The 19,254-nt window shown below is 60.9% G+C and carries 14 protein-coding genes; 5 read left to right on the forward strand and 9 right to left on the reverse strand.

Annotated features, from left to right (window positions below):
• The first annotated feature begins 153 nt into the window (after nt 1-153).
• Entirely contained in the window at nt 154-1,515 is a 1,362-nt protein-coding gene (locus tag Mal15_RS23685) for an ArnT family glycosyltransferase (protein WP_147870025.1), read from the forward strand.
• Here Mal15_RS23685 and Mal15_RS23690 read toward each other — a convergent pair.
• The 8 genes from Mal15_RS23690 to Mal15_RS23730 all read right to left on the reverse strand — a co-directional run bounded on the left by Mal15_RS23690 (nt 1,482) and on the right by Mal15_RS23730 (nt 14,707).
• Complete coding sequence (locus Mal15_RS23690; RefSeq protein ID WP_147870026.1) at nt 1,482-3,395, reverse strand: AAA domain-containing protein; 1,914 nt, start codon at nt 3,393-3,395, stop codon at nt 1,482-1,484. The two genes, Mal15_RS23685 and Mal15_RS23690, sit on opposite strands and share 34 nt — an antisense overlap.
• A complete protein-coding gene (locus Mal15_RS23695) occupies nt 3,392-4,168 on the reverse strand; it encodes a 3-keto-disaccharide hydrolase (protein WP_147870027.1) in 777 nt (258 codons plus the stop codon). Before Mal15_RS23695 ends, Mal15_RS23690 begins: the two co-directional genes overlap by 4 nt.
• Nucleotides 4,169-4,892: 724 nt before the next feature.
• Nucleotides 4,893-6,227: an ABC transporter permease gene (locus tag Mal15_RS23700; RefSeq protein WP_147870028.1), complete on the reverse strand. Its 1,335-nt coding sequence runs from the start codon at nt 6,225-6,227 to the stop codon at nt 4,893-4,895.
• Between the two features lies 1 nt (nt 6,228).
• The gene (locus Mal15_RS23705) at nt 6,229-7,050 is read right to left on the reverse strand and encodes an ABC transporter ATP-binding protein (protein WP_147870029.1); all 822 of its coding nucleotides are present in this window, start codon (nt 7,048-7,050) and stop codon (nt 6,229-6,231) included.
• A gap of 7 nt (nt 7,051-7,057) precedes the next feature.
• Nucleotides 7,058-8,881 (reverse strand): efflux RND transporter periplasmic adaptor subunit, encoded by a 1,824-nt coding sequence (locus tag Mal15_RS23710; protein ID WP_147870030.1) that lies wholly within the window; start codon nt 8,879-8,881, stop codon nt 7,058-7,060.
• Nucleotides 8,882-9,226: 345 nt separating this feature from the next.
• Nucleotides 9,227-9,976 carry a lipoate--protein ligase family protein gene (locus tag Mal15_RS23715; protein WP_147870031.1) on the reverse strand — a complete coding sequence of 250 codons (750 nt, stop codon included), beginning with the start codon at nt 9,974-9,976 and terminating at the stop codon, nt 9,227-9,229.
• Nucleotides 9,973-13,443 (reverse strand): ABC transporter permease, encoded by a 3,471-nt coding sequence (locus tag Mal15_RS23720; RefSeq protein WP_147870032.1) that lies wholly within the window; start codon nt 13,441-13,443, stop codon nt 9,973-9,975. Before Mal15_RS23720 ends, Mal15_RS23715 begins: the two co-directional genes overlap by 4 nt.
• Nucleotides 13,444-13,813: 370 nt before the next feature.
• Nucleotides 13,814-14,707: an efflux RND transporter periplasmic adaptor subunit gene (locus Mal15_RS23730; protein WP_167547011.1), complete on the reverse strand. Its 894-nt coding sequence runs from the start codon at nt 14,705-14,707 to the stop codon at nt 13,814-13,816.
• A gap of 228 nt (nt 14,708-14,935) precedes the next feature.
• Here Mal15_RS23730 and Mal15_RS34225 point away from each other — a divergent pair, with 228 nt between their 5' ends.
• Nucleotides 14,936-15,091 (forward strand): hypothetical protein, encoded by a 156-nt coding sequence (locus Mal15_RS34225; protein WP_167547012.1) that lies wholly within the window; start codon nt 14,936-14,938, stop codon nt 15,089-15,091.
• Between the two features lie 94 nt (nt 15,092-15,185).
• Here the strand turns inward: Mal15_RS34225 and Mal15_RS23735 are convergent, their stop codons facing one another.
• Nucleotides 15,186-15,911 (reverse strand): two-component system sensor histidine kinase NtrB, encoded by a 726-nt coding sequence (locus Mal15_RS23735; RefSeq protein ID WP_147870034.1) that lies wholly within the window; start codon nt 15,909-15,911, stop codon nt 15,186-15,188.
• A 160-nt stretch (nt 15,912-16,071) separates the two neighbouring features.
• On the opposite strand from Mal15_RS23735, the gene Mal15_RS23740 reads away from it, so the two are divergent.
• The 3 genes from Mal15_RS23740 (at nt 16,072) to Mal15_RS23750 (ending at nt 19,249) form a co-directional block, all read left to right on the forward strand.
• Nucleotides 16,072-16,662 (forward strand): hypothetical protein, encoded by a 591-nt coding sequence (locus Mal15_RS23740; RefSeq protein WP_147870035.1) that lies wholly within the window; start codon nt 16,072-16,074, stop codon nt 16,660-16,662.
• A 231-nt stretch (nt 16,663-16,893) separates the two neighbouring features.
• Nucleotides 16,894-18,699, forward strand: a complete 1,806-nt coding sequence (locus tag Mal15_RS23745; protein ID WP_147870036.1) for an SLC13 family permease — start codon at nt 16,894-16,896, stop codon at nt 18,697-18,699.
• Nucleotides 18,700-18,721: 22 nt separating this feature from the next.
• On the forward strand, nt 18,722-19,249 hold the full coding sequence (locus tag Mal15_RS23750; RefSeq protein WP_199773722.1) for a GNAT family N-acetyltransferase: 528 nt from the start codon (nt 18,722-18,724) through the stop codon (nt 19,247-19,249).
• Nucleotides 19,250-19,254: the final 5 nt, after the last annotated feature.

A 19,254-nucleotide genomic window follows, 5' to 3' on the forward strand; every position in this document is an offset into this window, starting at 1 on the left:
ACTCCCTGTTTGCTGACGCTTCTTTCCTGCGCGTCGGCACGTGACGATCCAACGCTCGCAGGTATGCCCGGCGTTGGACCGGGCTGATAGAATTGACGAACGCCATCGTTTCGGTGTCGTTTGGTCACTTGTCTTTTTGCAGAGTCCTTTCCCTTGCCCGATCGATCGTTCCTGCGATTCCTGCTGTCGGCTGTCGCATTGACGCTGGTGATTCGCGGCCTGGCGATTTGGCTGGATTCTGATGCCTTTCTCGCCGACCCAGATGCCTACCGTGTGATCGCCGAGACGCTCGGACGCTCGGGTGTGTTTGGGTTGACCGGCTCCGATGGCGTGCCGCGGGCGATCGCATTTCGGCCGCCGCTGTATCCGTGGCTGCTGTCGATGTGCATGCCCGGCGGACAATGGTCGCCGCTGGGCGTCGCGGTGCTGCATTTGGGCCTGGCCGGTTTCGCTTCCGCTTTCGTCTTTCTTTCCACACGCCGCTTGGCGACAACGCTGTGTGACGGACGCAACGGAAATCCCGAACGATGGGGCTTGGTCGCCGCGGTGTTGACGGCGATCGATCCGATCCTGCTGCGTCAATCGGTCGAAGTGATGACCGAAACCCTGGCCGCGACATTGACGTCCGCGGCGATCTGGCTGTGGATCGTTTGGCAGGATGACGATGCACCTGCGCCGGCAGCGGCATCGTCGCGATGGGTTCCGCTGGGGCTGGGCGCGACTTTGGCGATGGCGTATCTGTGCCGTCCGACGTTCTTGGTTTGGGCCGTGTTGTTGGTGATCGCAACCGTGGCGCGTTTTCGTGACCGCCGGGGCCTGTGGTCGGCGGCGGTGATCGCCTCGTTGGTCGCCATCGCAGTGGGCGGGTGGACGTGGCGCAACACACGCGTCTTGGGGCACCCGGTCTGGGCCACGACCCACGGCGGGTACACGCTGTTGTTGGCGAACAACGATTCCTTTTATCGCTACCTTTCCGAAGGCCGATTCGGCCAGGCTTGGGACGCGACGTCGTTCTTAAACGCGTACGCACATCGCTACGAAGGCGACCCGCGTCGGGCCGCGTTTTGGCACCGCGATTGGGACGCCGCGCCGAACTACGACGCTGCGGTTTCGGAAGTCGACGACGACCGCTTGTGCTATGAATCCGCCGTGGCCACGATCAAACGTCAGCCGTCGATGTTTGTCTGGTCGGCGGTCGTCCGTGTGGCGAGACTGTGGAGCCCGTTTCCGCATGACGTGTCGGGCCGTTCGAAGCTGGCGGTCGCAGCGGTCGGCGTGTTTTATTTGACACTGTTCGTCGCCGTGATCGTCGCCGTCGTGCGGCACCGACGCCGCATGCTGGGAAGTCGCTGGTGGGCGATCTGGTTGTTGGCGGTCACGCTGACCGGCGTGCACGCGGTCTACTGGAGCAACATGCGAATGCGTGCCCCGATGATGCCCGCGATCGCCATCGTGGCGGTGTTTTGTGTGTGCAAACCGATTCAAACGTCGCCGAATTCGAACACGCTTCGGTAGGCGTTTTGTGATTCGAAGTACTCCAACATTCGACGATAAAACTCGTTGCCACCCAGCGTGGCGCTGTCGCCGATCACGATCAGCTTTCGTCGGGCTCGCGTCAGCGCGACGTTGGTCCGGCGGGTGTCGGCCAGGAATCCGATTTCGCCGCGGTCGTTGCTGCGCGTTAACGTGATCAAGACGACTTCTTTTTCGCGACCCTGGAACCCATCGACGGTGTCGATCTCGACGTCCCGCAACTCCACGCGATTTCGCAGCCAGCGGACTTGAGCGGCGTAAGGCGCGATGATGGCGATTTGATCACGCTGCACTCCGGCCTGGATCAGTTCGGTCGCGAACCGGGTGACCAGTTTGCCTTCGCCCGGATTCAGTTTACTCTCCCCGTCGCGTTCCAATTGTTCCTGCAGGCTGGCCCCGGCGGTGTCGACCAACATCAGGGGTTCTTCGGTCATCGGCGACGTTTCCACTCCCGGCAAATCGCACAAGCGATGCCCGGCGACGCTGCGGTCGGCGACCAGGGAATCGTCGTAGAACTCGCGTGAGGAAAACTCCATGATCGGTTCGTTCATGCGGTATTGCACGGTCAGCCTTCGATAGATCGATTCGCCTTCGCGCTCGATTAAACGATGCATCATCGAGTCACGCATGCCTTCGGCCGCCGCCTGGTCGGACAGGACGGTCGGCGGCAGCTGGCAATGGTCGCCGGCCATGACGACCATGTCGGCACGCAGGACCGCTTGCCAAACACTCGATTCGGTACACTGACAGGCCTCGTCGATCACGACCAGATCGAACCGCGCGTCTCCCAACAGGTCTTCATCGATCGTCGTCGTCGTACAGATCACGTCTGAACCGTCGATCACGCTGCGAACGACACTCCGTTCCAGCGATCGAATCTGGCCGCGGAGGTCGCCGGCGGTGGAATACAGCAGACTGCGGCGTTTCTTTCCGTCACGACCGCGATGGGCCCGCGCCGCCGACCGCATCAATTCCGACAACTCGCGCCGCATGTCCCGGATCACAGCCGACGACGGATCGGCGTCGACCAGTTCATCCAACGTGTGGCCGCGCAGGGATTCGAACACGCGCGCCGGGTGCCCGACCCGCAGCACGTTGGGCAACATGGCGACCAAGCGTTCCAACAGATTGTCGACGGCGGTGTTGCTGGGGGCGCAGGCCAAGACGCGATCCCCGCGCATCACCGCTTGATAGATGACCTCGGCCAGCGTCGTCGTCTTACCGGTGCCGGGAGGTCCGTGCAAGATCGCCACGTCGGGAGTCGCCAGCGCGAACAGCACCGCTTCCTGTTGTGGCGGATTCAAGTCCGAGCGGAACTGGACCGGTTCCGTGTCGCCGTAGCGGAACGGACGCTGACCCAACAACAGGTCACGCATCTGTTTGGCACGCCCGGTCGCACAGCGGGCCGAAGCCATTGCCGCGAGTTGCCGGCGGCGCGTGGTTTCGTCCGGCGAAAGATCCAAGCGAAAGGATCGGGCGTCGGGCCACTTTTCCGACGCCACCTGAATCACCGATTGGCTGCGACGACTGACGACGCCCGCGATCCCTTGATCGCCCGGATCGTCGGCGTCAGAGATCACGACCGGCGAGCCGACTTTCAGCCGATTCAGCGGCAGTGGTTGACCGCCGTGTTTGGAAAAATCGAACAGGAATCGTCCGGCCAGCCCCGTCTGGTGGTCCTGCAGTTGCAGCCCCAGAATCGTCTCGCCGGTCCGTTCGGCATCACGGGTGTTTCGCATCTGCCGACGCAGCGCCATCCGGGCGCGTTCGGCATCGCCTTCCAGATCCAACCAGGACGAAAGCACGTCGAAGTAGTCATCGACGCTCAATCGGTCGAGTGGTTGTTTTGTGATGGTCGTCATTCAATCGGCGTTTCTTTCTGTCCGTCACGGATGTAAGGCTTGCGGGTTTGTTCGCCGCTGGCCGGGGACAATTCGCGAACCCAGATGTTGCGGAATCGAACGGGATTGCCGTGATCTTGGATCGAGATCGGCCCCTTGGGCGGGTGGGCCTTGTAGGCCGGCGGGCGATGGTAGGGCGTGTCGCCGAGCAGTTCGAAGTGGTTTTGGATAACCACACCATTGTGAATCGCGGTGATGTAGGCCGGCGATTTCAGCGAACCGTCTTCGTTGAATCGAGGCGCGGTCCAGATGATGTCATAGGTGTTCCATTGGCCGGGACCGCGCATCGCATTGGCCATCGGCGGCGTTTGCTTGTAGATCGAACCGGCTTGTCCGTCGTGGTACGTGTCGGCCTGGTACGAATCCAGAATCTGAATCTCGTACGTCCCCATCAGGAACAGTCCGCTGTTGCCACGGCCTTGCCCGTCGCCTTTCGGAGGATTTGGCGCCGACCACTCGATGTGCACTTGGCAGTCACCGAATTCGTCCTTCGTCACGATCTGTCCCTTGCCGACGGTCACCACACCATCGGCCACGGGCCAGTTTTCGCCGTTTTTCCACTTCGACATGTCGGTGCCGTCAAACAGGACGATGGCATCCGACGGCGGCGCGGCGTTGGTTTCCCCCGGTGTGACGACCGGAGGAGCTTTCCAGGTGATGCCGTTGAGGTACTCGGCGGCGGAAAGTGGCAGGGCGATCAAGGCCAAGGAGGCGACGAGAAGGATTCGGGACATGATGCGGTGGATGGATGCGGGGGAGAATTTGGTGGGACGACAAATCGGAGCGGCATTATGGTCACTCGGCGGTGATGTCGCTAGCGACCACGCGAACTGGGGGCGAAAGGGAAGGATACGCCCCCGATCTGGTCGCTCTCTGCGCCGAGGAGGCGTCGTTGGGGGCTGTTTTCTCTGGGGCGGACGCGAAGAAACCCGCGGGCGCCTCGTTCCTGGGCTGCGGTTTGGAACGGAGATTTCCCCAGGCTCCACCTGGGTTGCGCGAAATCGGTCGATTCGTTCACGTTCTCGATCGTCGGATTTTGGCGTTTTCGATTCCGCTGAACCCTCTTGCGATCAGCCGTTTGGCGCCAGCCTACGGGCCTCCATCGACGCTGGATGCCCGAACGCTTGGGATGCCCGAACGCTTGCGCGAATCGGCTGATTTCACTCGTGTTTCGTCGCCCGGTGTCGGCTGTGAGTCGACCAGCCGTCGCGGAATGATTTCGCTTGAATTCTGAACTAGCGCAGATTCCAGATTTTGCGCAGTTCCCGACTCCGCGTGCGGTGTGTGTGGCTGGAGCCACACCTGCAGTGCGTTCCAAGGCGGAGCCTTGGAACGAGGCGGAGGCGGGCGGTCGGGCGTCAGGACGAGATCTCGCTCCCGGTCGTGTCGCGACGCTCGCCAGAGTGTGGAAATAACACCACACCACTTTCTGGCGAAGGTCGCTACGATTGACGAAGTCTACTCGTGGCGGAGGGCTTCGATCGGGTTCATCCGCGCGGCACGGATGGCGGGGTACAGCCCGCTGACCAAGCCGACCAGAACGGCGATCAACACGGCCAGCGGAATCGTCTCGTAAACGATCGTCGGTTTGGCCTCACGGATCGCATCGGGAAGCGCCGCAAACTTGTCGGGGAACCCTTCACGAACGACATAAATCAAACCCTCGTACATGGCCGGGCCGAGGAACCCGAGCAAGATTCCCAGTGCCGCCCCACAGAAGCTGAGCACCAGGGTCTCGACCAAGAATTGACGAACGATGTCGACCCGTTTGGCGCCCAATGCCCGACGAATCCCGATTTCGCGGGTCCGTTCGGTCACGCTGGCCAGCATGATGTTCATGATTCCGATGCCGCCGACGATCAGCGAGATGCAGGCGATCAAGATCCCGATCCCCAGGAACATCATCCGTAAGTTCCGCGCCTGTTCGAGCAATTCCAACGGGAATACGACCGCGACGTCACCCATCTTGGCGTGATTCCGGTCCAGCAGTCGTTCGATCATCGCAGCGCTGGAACGCACTTCGTCGACGCTGCCGACTTGCAGGGTGATCTGGTTCAGTTCCATGATTTCGATCTGGAACTGACCGCTGCGGCGGGTGACGATACGGTCACCGACCCGACTGCGAATGGTTTGGATGGGGACGTAGACGTCGGACGAAAAGTCTTGGGAATCGAGTGATCCGCCGATGGCGGCGGAGGGATTGCGGGGCTCCAGCACACCGACGACACGGTAATAGTCTTGGCTTTCGGGGATGTAGATCCGTTTTCCCAAGGGGTCTTCGAAGGGGAACAGCCGTTCGGCGACGCCGGCCGAGACGACGCAGACGGTATCGGCAAGGATCCCATCGGCATCACTCAGAAACCTGCCGCCCTGATTTCGAATGGACAGCGTGTTGACCTCGGCATACCCGGGAGTGCAACCGACCAGACGCCCATCGACGGTGCGATCCCGAAATGCAAATTGGCGTCGGATCTCGCGGATCGGCACTGCGGTTTTGATCGTCGGGACGCTTGCCAACAGCACATCGAGGTCGCGTCGCAGCAGCCCATATTGGCTGGCGAACCCGCCGGCGGCCAACTTTTCTTCGGGCGGTTTCTGGCTGCGGACAATGATCGTGTTGGCGCCCAACGATTCGATCTGCTTTTGAACCTGATCGCTCGCGCCTTGGCTGACCGCGGTCAACAAGATCACGGCCCAGACGCCGATCAGGATCCCGAGCATCGTCAAGCCGCTGCGGAGCGGGTGAAGGGCGAGGCTTTTGACGCCCAGCCGGAGTGTGCGCAACCAAATCATCTTAACGATCCACCTCTTTCAAGAGCTGCGCGACATGGTTCCGCTGGAACTCACGCGCTTTTTCGCGCGAGGCTTCGTCGTTGACTTCGTCCTTATGCAGTTTGCCGTCTTTCAGGCGTACGACACGCTTAGCCCGCGCGGCGACGAAGTCCTCGTGCGTGACCAGGATGATCGTGCGGCCTTCTTCGTTCAGCTGGTCGAAGATCGTCAGGATTTCTTCGGTCGTGACGGAGTCCAGGTTACCGGTCGGTTCGTCGGCGAGCACGAAGTACGGGTCGTTGACCAGCGAGCGGGCGATCGCCACGCGTTGCTGCTGTCCCCCGGACAATTGCGTGGGGCGGTGATCCAATCGGTCTTTCAGCCCCACACGTTCGGCCAATTCGATCGAGCGGGCACGCTCCTTGGCACCGATGTTCCCCTGGTAATACAACGGCACCTGAATATTTTCCACGACGCTCAGTTGCTGGATCAGGTTGTAGGACTGGAACACGAACCCGATCCGTTCGGAGCGGATCTCGGCCAGCTCGTCATCGGTCATCGTGGCGATGTCATCGTCACCGAGCATCAACGAACCCTTGGTCGGTTTATCCAGGCAACCGAGCAGATTCAGCAGCGTACTCTTGCCGCTCCCCGAGGGGCCCATGATGGCGACGTAATCGCCTTCGGGGACATCGAAGGACACGCCGCGAAGCGCTTTGACGGTTTCGCTTTTCAGCACATAGTGCTTTTGCAGATTCCGGATCGACGTTGCCAGGCGTTTCGGGGTGGTGGCGGTGCCGTTAGGATCGGCGCCGGAGGACCGGTAGGCGTCAGTCATTGACATGCTCGGTTCACCCTCCCGACCGCTGGTTGATCATCGTCATGATCTCCGCCCGCGTGATCGCTCCGTCGCCGTCGCTATCGGCGGCGGAGATGCGATCGCGAAAATTGGCGTCCAGGGAACTGAGTTCGTCGGCGCTGATGGTGCCGTCACCATCTTTGTCACCGTTTTCCATCATTCGCGACACGATGGTTGCCGGGTCGGGACGTCCACCGCCGCCGGGGCCACCACCGCCACCGGGACGTCGGGCTCCGCCGGGGCCACCGTCGCGGCCTCCCGGTCCGCCGCGCTCGTCACTCGGCCCGTCTTCGACCTGGACAGACTTGGCATTGGGATCGACGTCGGCGATCTCGCGCATTTCGCTGTTGTCGGCGCCTGAGACTTCGGGCAGTTCCATCAAATTCAGGTGCTCGCGCAGGTTCAGCACGACCATGTCACCCTCTTTCAGCCCCTCGTCAATTGTCGCCATCGTGTCGTTGGTCGCTCCGATTTTGACTTGGGTGGTTCGAAACGACTCGGGACCTTCCTTGACCAACGCGAACATGTGGTTGTCATGTTCGTACAGCCCCTGGATGGGAATTTGGATCGCATCTTCGAGTTGCTGGACAAAGATCTGGACCTCCGCCGTCATCCCGGTGCGGATGTTCTCGGGCGGATTCAAGATGTCGACCAACACCGCATATTCCTTGATTCCCGAGCTGGTAAAGCTGCTCGGTTCGGCGTATCGATTGACCTTGGTCACACGACCTTTCAGGGTCAGACCCGGGATCGACGAAACAGCGATTTTCACCGCCATGCCTTCGCGGATCAGCGTGATTCGCGATTCGTTGACCTTGCTTTTGACCTGCATCTTGTTGGGGTCCGGCAGGTAGATGATCTCTTGACGTTCGCGGACGGTGGCACCCGCTTCGACCACAAATTCGGCGTTCCCACCACGGCTGCTGTATTTGTTGGCGTGGACCACGACGCCTGCCGCCGGGGCGGTCATGATGCAGTTTTTGATCTGCTGTTCGGTGTCCTTCAATTGAATCTGCTGTTCCAACAATTCGCTTTCGTAAGCCGACAATTGGGCCTGGGCGGCTTCGATGTCGCTGTCGAATTGGACCAGCATCTTCTTTTTCGTCAGGTTTTGCAGCACCCGCAACCGGCCCTCGGCGGCTTCGAGTTCGTTGCGTGCTTTGGCGACGGCGAACTTGTCGGCGTCCAATTGAAGCGACTTGATCAGCCCTTTGGCGACCAGACGTTGGCTGCTCTCGAGCGCTTTTTGAGCTTTGACCAGGTCTTGTTCGGCAATCAGTTTTTCGTTCAAAATCGCCCGTTCGTCGGTCATGTAAACGCCCTCCAGGTATTCCTGGCGGGCGATCTTGGCTTGCTCCACCTGGGCCTTGGCGGTCGTCACGTTCGCCTCGGCGGTGATCACCCGGATCTTGTCCTCGTTCAGCGTTTGTTCCAATTGCGAGGCATCCAGCTCGACCAACTTGTCGCCTTCTTCCACACGCGCGCCTTCATCGATCACCCACAAAATCGAGGTGCCGCCGGTTCCGCTGCCACGTGATTTGACCAGGCAGATGACTTCGATGTTGCTGCTGCTCTCGATTTCCCCCTGCTCGAGCACGATGTGGTCGAACGGTCCCTTGACCACGTTCGCCGTGATTAATTCGCCGGTGTTGAGACGGTCGCCGTCGTTAAAAAAGAGCGCGTAGCCGATCCCGCCGAGAATTCCCGCGACCACCAAACAGACGACCAGGGCGCCGAACGCCCCCCCACGGCGCGGTCGCAGTGGCGTGCTTCGGCCACGCGGCGTGACCACAACAGGACGCGGATTCATTTTCATGAGAAGACCGTTGAAGGGAGGGCAGGATGTCAGGGGTGGGGGGGACACGAAGGCAACACGAGCAACCGGGCGCGCACACGCACCCTATCCTTGTGAAACCTTCGCTTGGCCGAATGGTTTCGCGGGCAACCAAAATTGCTGCGATTGACACCGCTAAACGACGTGCAAACCTCGCCAACCGCGGGCGCGGATCCCGCGATCGGATCAGCTTTTTGTGCCGAAGTGGTTCGACGTCGAGCGTCAATGCCGATTCGTCGGGCTTTCCGTCTGAATCGCCGTCGCATGTTAGTTTACTCGGTCGACAAATGTCGCAATCGGAAAACTTGCCGCCTACCGGGTGAAATCTCAGTGCCGAAAACGCCAGTCTTCGCAACTATAACGTTTTGACACCAATTCGGTCGCCCGAGCGACGATCGCATCGGTGATTTGCCGCACCGGCGGCCCAAATTGTTCGGCCAGATCATCGGCCAATCGGGTCGGATCCAGCGGAGCGTTGGTGACAAAGGAACCGTGATCGCGTCCGCGACGGTAATCGGGCTGTCGGGGGGCAAAATCCAGGCATCGTTCGACACAATGCAAATCGGCCGCATACAAAATCGTCCCGTGATAGAGCACGTGGCGGCGCGTGATCCGCAACGCATTGCCGGAAAACTTGCGATCGCGCCACGTCAGATCACAAATCCCCTGAAGCCGAACCTCCGGCAATTGTCGCTGCACCGCGGCCAAGACCCGATGCATCACAAAGTCGTGGGCCTGGTCGATTTTTGCGATTCTAGGAAACTGCTCCAACGACAGCACGACGCTGTACATCAAACACCCCGGACCGCCGACGATCGACGCCCCGCCGCTGCAGCGGCGGTAGATCTCGATGCCGTGGCGATCGCAATGGTCGCGGTCGGTTTCGCGGTCCACCTTGGACGATCGCCCCAGCACCACGGTCGGTCTGGTGAATTCCCAGGTCCGAAACGAGGGGCCGGTGTCGCCGTCTTCGGCCGCCATCAAAAACGCTTCATCGAGCGCCAACAGCATGGCCGGGGCCCGCAGCGCGTCGGGGATCGCCTCAAAGCGACCTTCGTCCAATTCCGTCCGTCTCACGTTCCCCTCAGCGATTCCAACAGCGGCATTCGGACGACTTTCCAGGCAGCGATCAGCCCCGCCAGCAGCCCGAACAGGACGATCCCCAGCACGACCAGGATCGGTTCGACGACCGGTGGCGCCACCCCGCCGGAAAACGCATGTGGCAGCACCGCAACCACGGCACAGACGACACCGCAGCCGATTCCGATCAACAGCAACGACGCGGTTTCGCCCATCACCATCGCCGCCAATCGGACTTGGGTGAAACCGATCGCACGCATCACCGCGAGTTCGTTGCGGCGTTCGAGCACGTTTCGCAGTTGCGCGATCGCCAACCCGACCGTCCCCAACAGCAACCCCAGTCCGCCCAGGCTTTGGAAGGTCCGCAAGTACGTGTTCTGCACCGCCATCATGCCGCTGAGGACCTGGCCGGCGTCGGAGGCGTCGAAGCCGACGTCACCCAAACGGTTTTCCAAAGCCGAGGCAACCTTGTCGGCCGGCTGGTCGTCGCTGCGGATCAACACGTATCGATAGCCGCTGATCTGGGGAAAGGCGGATTGGAAATTCGATTCGCCGATGATCAACCGACCTTGCAGCAGGGAATTCTCCAGCAATCCGACGACCTCGAAGTGAATCGTGTGGGTGTCATAGACGAACGCTTTTCGCTCGCCGATCCCCTTGATCATCTGCAAACTCCACATCGCCGTGTTCTGATCGACGATCATCGGAATCGGGTCGTCTTCACTGCCGCTCGCCCGCCGGCTGAGCAAGGACCATGCCGTCTGCCCCGCGGTTTCCGATGTAGCCGATGCGTAAAAGCGGAATTTGCCCAGCGATTCGGCCGACCGCTCGGGGACGCCCAGCACCGTCGGTTCGGTGGCCTGGTACAGATTGTTGCAACTGGCGTCCTGTCCGCTGCGGACGCGCATGGAAACGATGGTGGCCGACGAGACGAGTGGTGCATCGCTCCCCAGCAATCCCGTCTGGACGACCGGATCGGTCAAATCTTCGTACAGGGGCTGGGCCGTTTCGGCGACCAGATCAAACCCGCCGGTGCCTTCGTCGGACGGTTGCAATCGAAACGCGGTGATCGCGACGATCAAAAACGATGCGGTCGCCATCAATCCGATCGTCAGCGTGCTGCGCAGCGGCGACCGGGTCGAATTGCTGCGGGCCAATCGCCCGAGCGAATAGCCCGCCGCGGAGTCACCGTGCCGTTTGGATTTCCGCAGCGAGTCGTAAATGAGCATCAAGACGGCGATCAACAACAGCATCCCGCCGCCGACAAACCCTCCGGCGGCCGTCTGACCGCCCGACATCGCACCGCCAACGCCTGCGCCGATTGCCATCACGATCATCACCATCGACACGCGCCACGGCCACGCGCTGACGCGGACTCCCGGGCGGACCTGATCGGAGGACTCTCCGCCTCGAAGCAATGTGACGGCTTGATGCTGCAACATCCAACGCAACGTCCACCACAACGTCCCGGCCCCGATCAACAGTCCGATCACCCCGCCCCCGACCAGACTTTCGAGCGTCCAGTGAAACGTCAAAAATGGGACGGTGACGGCGCCGACCCAATAGGTCCGCAACGCCGCCAAAACCACGTGGGCATACGCGATGCCACCGGCCACGCCCAGCATCACACCGACGATCGCGATCACGACGCCTTCACCCAGAAAGAACCGCGAAACCTGCTTGCGTTCCAATCCGATCGCCATCAACGTTCCCAGCTCACGCGCCCGGCGGGCCAAGCCCAACCGAAACAGCATCGCGATCAGCATCACGGCGGAAAAGATGACGAAGAAACTGAGCGCCAAGAACAATCCGTCGAACGGCGTGGTGCCCTTGGATGCGGCCAACTGGTCGCTGCGAATCGGACGCGGATGCCAGCCGAGTTCGGGGAGGACGCCTGCGAGTGACTCGACCAGTGTCGATTGCAGCGTTTCAACATCCGGGGCGACCGCCGGATCGATTCGCAATCCCGTCGTCTCGCCGAACCGACTGCCGAACAAACGTCGTCCATCGGCCAGCGGGATGAAGGCTTTGGGAGTCAATCGGTGGTTCTTCCAGTAATCATCATCCGCCGCCGGCACCTCGCGTGTCAGCTCGAACGGCGTGTCCCAGTCGCTCATCGAATCCTGGTCGGTCACGCCGGGCACCGTCGGCGTCAAATTCGGATCGTTGTAGCGCGTCGGCGGGGTGTCAAACACGGCCGGGCGACTGCGGAAGTAACGCCGGGACGGCTCGGTGATCGGCACCACGCCCGTTACGACGGCCTGGAACGTGTGTTCGATTTCCTTGCCGTTTTCAACCTCGGGTTCGAAGTAGGCGATTTGCAATCGCGCCCCCACGTCGACCCCCAGTCGCCGGGCGGTCCAGGAGTTCAGTACCATCGGGACGACGTCAGCAGGCGGATCGGTCTGGCCAAAGTCCAGCGGCAATTCGGGCGATGAATCCATCGCCGTGATCGTGCTGTAGGTCACCGTCGACACAACATCGTCGCCGGCGGCATCGCCGGGATCGTCAAGACGCTCGATCGCGTTGGCCAAGTAGGTCATCGCCAGGGTCACCGAATCGGTCGGCAGGGCCGCGGTGATCGTGTCAACCGCGGTGTCATCGAGCAACAACCGATCGCTGGTGACGCTGTAATAATCGAAGACCGTTTTGCCCTCGAAGGTCTTGGTGACGCGCTCGAGTTGCAGCCCCAGATCGGACAGGTTCACGCGGAGGTTTTGGGGATCGATCGACGCCGTCGACAGCGCCACGTTTGCCTGGCCGGCCCGTTCCAACACGTCGCCGATCAAGTCGCGCGATAGAAAAACGTTTTTGGGCGTGGCTTGGGCCGGGGAGAGTGAGAATCTGGCCAGACCGCGATCGGGCAGGACGTCGACGACTTTCAATCGCGGAATCCCTTCGGTCTGGACGTCGCGTCGTCCGAGCGGGCTGTCCGCCGGAACCGCTTGTTCGACCGGCAACCGCACCGTGACTTGGTCACCGACCTGGACCCCCAACTCGGCGGCCAGCCCTTCGGTCAAGACGATCGAATCTTCGCCCGGCGGAATCGTCGGCGCGACGCCGGAGACGTCCAATTTCCAGAAGGATTCGTCGCACCCGATCGTTTGGACCGCGCCGGCACGACGCGAGTCGGCCGCGCCGACGGTTTCGATGACGGCGCGATCGAACAAGATGATGGTCGCCAATTGGGACGGATCCACGCCCAGCGTCGTCGCCGCATCATCGGCGGAAAAGAACCCGCCCGGCGCGACCACCGATTCAATCTTCCCTAATCGCTCGACCGTCAAGCCACGCAAACTGCCACGCATCGAATCACCGACTAACAACGCGCCGACGATCACCGCGGTGGCGATCGCAACCCCCAACGCGACCGCCAATGAGGTCCGCCAGTTGTAGCGGACTCCGGAAAGGACCATCGAGCCGGCGCTCATGCGGGCCGGCGTGGCAGGTGGCGAGGGGGACATCGCAGGCTTGGTGGGTGTCGGGGAAATCCAAACGTGTCATTCAGACGGATTGTCCGCCAAGGAAGACGATGACGCAACGCGGGAGGGAAGTGGGGGGAGGAGATGGGAGGAGAGGACAGAAAAATGGGGGGCAGAAAAATAGATGTGGGAAAAAGGGAGACAAGAAAATGGGTGACAAGAAAAACCAAGAACCAAGAACCAAGAACCAAGAACCAAGAACCAAGAACCAAGAACCAAGAACCAAGAACCAAGAACCAAGAACCAAGAACCAAGAACCAAGAACCAAGAACCAAGAACCAAGAACCAAGAACCAAGAACCAAGAACCAAGAACCAAGAACTTGAAACTTGAAACTTGAAACTTGAAACCCGTTACTCCACCACCAACCTACCCGGCGTTCCGGATCCGACCCGGCCGTCGGGGTTGTCGACGGTTGCCCACAGTCGGACTTGGCCGGTGACGGGATGGAGTTCTCGTGAGACGAAGGAGATGCGACCGGTCAGGCTTTCGTCCTCGCTCGCTCCGGCGGGAGTGAAGCGGACGTTGCGACCGATCAGTTGGGGACCGTGCTTGCGGCCGTCGATGAAGCCTTCGACACGGAGCGGGTCCAGGGAGATGACGCGGACGAGTTTTGCGCCGGCTTCGACCCATTGGCCCGGTTGGACATCGACTTCCGCGACCGTGCCTTCGACGCGGGACGCCACGCTGTGTTGATCCAGCCGGGTCTGGGCGATCGAAACGGCCGCCTGCTTTTCGACCGCGGCGGCCGCGGCGATCATCAGGTCGTGGCGAGCTTGTTCGATCGCCAACGCCGCTTGGTCGACTTTCAAACGGATTTCCTCCAGCTCAAAGTCGCTGACTGCCCCGGCATAGGTTTCGTTGGCCAATCGGCTTTGCTTCATCTCATGCTCACGAACCTGCAAGGTCCGCTGGGCGAAGCGCAAGTTGACGTCATTGTCGCTTTCCAGACGTGCGGCGTCCAAGCCGGCTCGGGCGGAGACCAGTTCCTTTTCCGCAAGATCGTTTTCGAGTGTGACGAGTGATGTGTCGGCTTGCACGCGATCGCCTTCTTGCACTTCGACTGCGGAAACCACGCCGGACACCGGTGTGGCAATGAACACGTTCTGGATCAATGAGGTTTGAGCTTCCTCGATGACGAGCGCGTCCGAAGGCGATGCGTCGGCCTGGGCCGTCACCTGCTGACCGGAGGACAGCGATAACAGGGCGAACGTGAGACCGGCGAGTACGAGATTCGTCTTTGGCATGGGAGCACGTCGTGGCGACGGGAGAAAGTTCGGGGCGGAACGCGTCAGGTCACCATCGCGGGTGTGACACGGAAAAACAACGTATTTGGGCGAAACCGAGATACAAGCGACGACAGCGACGCAAGTCATTCCGGCGGCAAACGATCGAATCGATTGTGACGGATGATGCGATTGTGCCGGTTCGCATCCGCCGAATTCGAACGGGCCTCGCACCAGCGGATACGATGTGTGAACAATCACGTTGGAGTGATCGCACGGCACGTTGAAGTGATCGCGCGGATCGAGCACGAGGTTTACGAGAGCACGACGATGGCCCTGGAAGACAAGTTAACAGCACGAACCCTTTCAATCCGAGACGGATCAGCGATTGCGTTGGGCCGGTGAGCATGAAGCTCCCTCGGTTCGTGCGCGGATTCGGCAAGTGCTCGGAAAAAAACGCGGTTGAAACAAATCGCACGGGCACCAAGGGACGCGGCGGTCAGGAGATTCTCTTGAGCACCGGGAACTCCAGCGTGAATTTGGTGCCCCGGCCGACTTCGCTTTGCACGCTGATGCGGCCGCCGTGGGCCTCGATGATTTTTCGCGCCGTCGGCAACCCCAGCCCGCTGCCGCCTTCCTTGGTGGTGTAAAACGGCTGGAACATGTGCATGATGGTGTTGTTGTCCACACCGCGACCGCTGTCGATCAAATCCAACGCGACGCTGGATTGCGTGCTGTAGGTGCGTGCGAGCAGTTGGCCGCCACGCCCGGTCGCTTCGAGCGCATTTTTGACCAGATTCATCAGTGCCGCCTGCAGCGAGTCGCTGTGCAGGGCGATCGACGGCAGATCGTTGTCCAGGTAGCGTTTGATCTCGATTCCCCGCTTGGCCGCCTCGGCTTTGTAAGCACGCAGCACTGCGTCGACTTGGTCGTTCAGCGACCCGGAAACCAGATCGATGTCCCGGAGCCGGGCATAACGCAAGAAATCTCGTAGCAATCCCTGCATCCGCTCGCACTGTTCGCGCACGATATTGACGCGTTCGATCGACCGCCGGCTCTGTGGTGAATTCCACTCGACCAGGTCTTCGCTAAGCAGATCGATGTTCATGTGGATCACCGACAACGGGTTTTTGATCTCGTGCGCGAGCGATCCGGCGAGTTCGGCGAGCTCCTCGTACTGGGCCCGCAGTTCGTCGATCGGGGAGGTTTTCTCGTTGGCGGTCATTGCTGGCGGCTGGGGGCGAGGTCAATCGATGGGGGCGAAGCGTGGCGACCATCGTCGGTGTCCGTTACGATTGTAACGGCGGTCCCACTGCCAGATAGTCGGCGATCGATTTGCTCTGCCGTTTCCCGTGCAGTGAAAGACTTGGTGCTTTGAAAGAATGATGCACGACTCTGATGGTGAATCGCCCCCGCTGAACCCCTTCGCCCCGACGTCTCATCTCGGTTCGGAGGCCCTTGATCAAGCGGGGCTGAATTCCCAAACCTTCTCGGCCCGGCGGATCATCGTCTCGGTGATCGGTGCGGTGACGATTTCCGGGGGGCTGTTCGCCGTGTTGCTCTCGACGATCGTCGTGGGAACCATCACGCTCTCGCGCGGCCTGAGGGACATTGATGATGACGCCGGATTGTTTTTTGCTTACGCGATTCCCCTCTCCATTCTGGGCGGGGTGATTGCCGCCGGGCTGGTTTCGATCGTTCTGGTTCCGCTGTGTTTTTTGCTGCGGAACAGTCTGGCCGCCTTGCAGGATCAGTCCTGGGACCGCGGGTCGGTCTTCATGTTCGGCAGAATCTGCGGGTTTTTAAGCGGTCTGGTCGCCGCCGTGTTCCTCGGCGGGTTTGGCCTGACGGGCGCAGTGGCGGGGCTGATTCCCGGTGGATTCAGTGCGGTGGTGACCCCGCTGTTGCTGTGGCGCGTGTTTCGCGATCCGCCGCGGCCCGATGGGCGTGGATCTGAACCCCATCTGAACATTTGAGGTCTGAGCGATTATTGTTTCTGTTCGTCATCTCGCAATCGCTTCGGCCGCGTACCGCTGAGTTAAGCGTTGTTTTCCTCAGGTATGGGCCCGTAGGCTAGCGCCAAACGGCTGATATTCGTTTGACATCAGCCGGATTGCGCCAGCGCGAGCGGCCTTTTCGCTGAGCTTAGCGATGCAGTATGTCGTTTTGTCCCGCACCTCCGTCTCACCCTCTAGTTCCACCGATCCATGATCTGGGAAGCCTGGTTATCGCTCGCCGTCTCGCTCGGATTGTTGGCCAGTTTGGCGACGCGGGTCGCGTCGACGGACCTGTTGGCGCTGGCGTATCTGGCCATCTTGGTGATCGTCCAAGATTTGACGGGCACGCCCAATTTGCCCAGCCCGGCCGAAGCGGTCGCGGGGTTCAGCAACCAGGGGTTGTTGACGATCGGTCTGTTGTTTGCCGTCGTCGCGGGGTTGGAAATGACCGGGGGGACGAAATTGGCGACCGGCTGGTTCCTGGATCGGGCAAAAACCTTTCGCTCGGCGCAGGCGAGGATCTTGGTGCCCGTCGCAATCGGCAGCGGGTTTCTGAACAACACGCCGGTCGTCGCGGCGCTGATGCCGATCGTCGACGACGTCTGCAAACGATTGGGGGCCAGCGCCAGCCGATTGCTGTTGCCACTTTCTTACGCGGCGATCCTGGGCGGGATGTGCACGGTGATGGGAACGAGCACCAATTTGATCGTGCGTGAGGAGTTTCAAGCCAACTATGGCGGCGAGATCACTTTCTTTGCCCCCGCCGTGGTCGGGGTCCCGGCGTCCGTTTTCGGCGTCGCCTACATGATTCTGTTCTCGACCAAGCTGATCCCCGAGCGGAAGGCGGCGGTCAGTGTCAGCGACGACCCGAAACAGTACACGGTCGAAATGTTGGTCGATCCCCACGGTCCGCTGGTCGGGAAATCGATTCAAGACGCGGGGCTGCGAAGTCTGCCGGGGTTGTACGTTGCCGAAATCCAACGCGGCGACACGGTCATTCCGGCCAAGCCGATCGAACGGTTGCAAGGGGATGACGCGTTGATTCTGGTCGGGGCACTCGAGTCGGTGGTCGATCTGAGAAAGATCCGCGGTTTACTGACGCCCGACGACCAGGGCCGCAAGTTGGAAGTGCCCGCTTGGCGTCGGACGTTGATCGAAGCGGTCGTCAGCCCGCGATGCACGCTGTTGGGCAAGACGATCCGCGAAGGTCGTTTTCGCAGCAACTATAACGCCGCCGTCGTGGCGGTCGCGCGCGGCGATCGTCGGTTGACGGGCAAGATCGGTGACGTGACGTTGGAAACCGGTGACGTGCTGTTATTGGAAGCTTCGCCGTCGTTTCTGCACCGCGCCAAAGAACTCCGTGATTTTTATCTGGTCAGCCGGGTCGGTTCGGACGTCGTCCGCAGGCACGAGCGGGCGTGGTACGCGATCGTGATCATGGTGGTGATGGTGTTGATCGCCGCGCTGAAGATCGCATCGATTCTGACCGCGGCGATGGCCGCGGCGATCGCCATGATCCTGTTTCGATGCTGCACGTCCAGCGAAGCCCGCCGCTCGGTGGACTGGAGCATCCTGATCGTGATCGGGGCGACGATCGGGATCGGCAGTTCGTTGGAAACCAGCGGTGCCGCCCAGGCGATCGCGACGGAGATGATCCGCTTGGCCGGCGGAAACCCCTGGATCAGTCTGGCGCTGGTGTACCTGGCCACGATGCTGTGCACCGAATTGATCACCAACACCGCGGCGGGGCTGATCATGTTGACGATCGCCATGGGAGCCGCCGGAACGTTGGGTGTCAGCGAATTGCCCTTCGTGATCGCCGTGATGATCGCCGCGTCGGCAAGCTTTCTGACCCCGTTCGGCTATCAAACCAACTTGATGGTCTACACCGTCGGCGGTTATCGCGTCAGTGATTACGTGCGTTTCGGGCTGCCATTGTCCGTGATCGTGTTTGCCGTTTCGATGATCGTGATCCCGATCGTGTTCCCGTTCGTGGTGCCGCCAGCGGCGCCCTAGCGATTCACAAGAGGAGTGACAGGTGTTCTCCCGCCACGTGACCGACCAGATCGCCCTGCAGTTGGCGGTTCCGTTTTATGCCGAACCGTTGTTTCAGTTGACCGAGCGAAACCGATCGTATCTGCGACGATGGTTACCCTGGCTGGATGCCGTCACCCAAGTCGATCACACGCGGCGCTTTTTGGTCGCCCAGTTGGACCGTTTCGCCAAAGGCGAAGCGTTGTGCACACTGGTCTTCTGGGAACAGGAATTGGTCGGTGTGGCCGGTTTTCACACTATCGATGCCGTGAATCGGATCGGGACGATCGGTTACTGGTTGTCCGAAACATTTACGGGCCGTGGGATCATGACCCGTGCCGTGCACGCGTTGATCGACATCGGTCAGCAGTTCTACGTCTTGCAACGGTTCGAAATCCGCTGTGCGGTGGAGAACCATGCCAGCCGGGCGATCCCCCAGCGACTGGGGTTCCAGTACGAGGGGACACTGCGTCGGTCCGAAAGAATCTACGATCGCTGGCACGACATGGCGGTGTACGCCCTGTTGCGGTAGCGGAT

Source organism: Stieleria maiorica (assembly GCF_008035925.1).
GTDB lineage: Bacteria > Planctomycetota > Planctomycetia > Pirellulales > Pirellulaceae > Stieleria > Stieleria maiorica.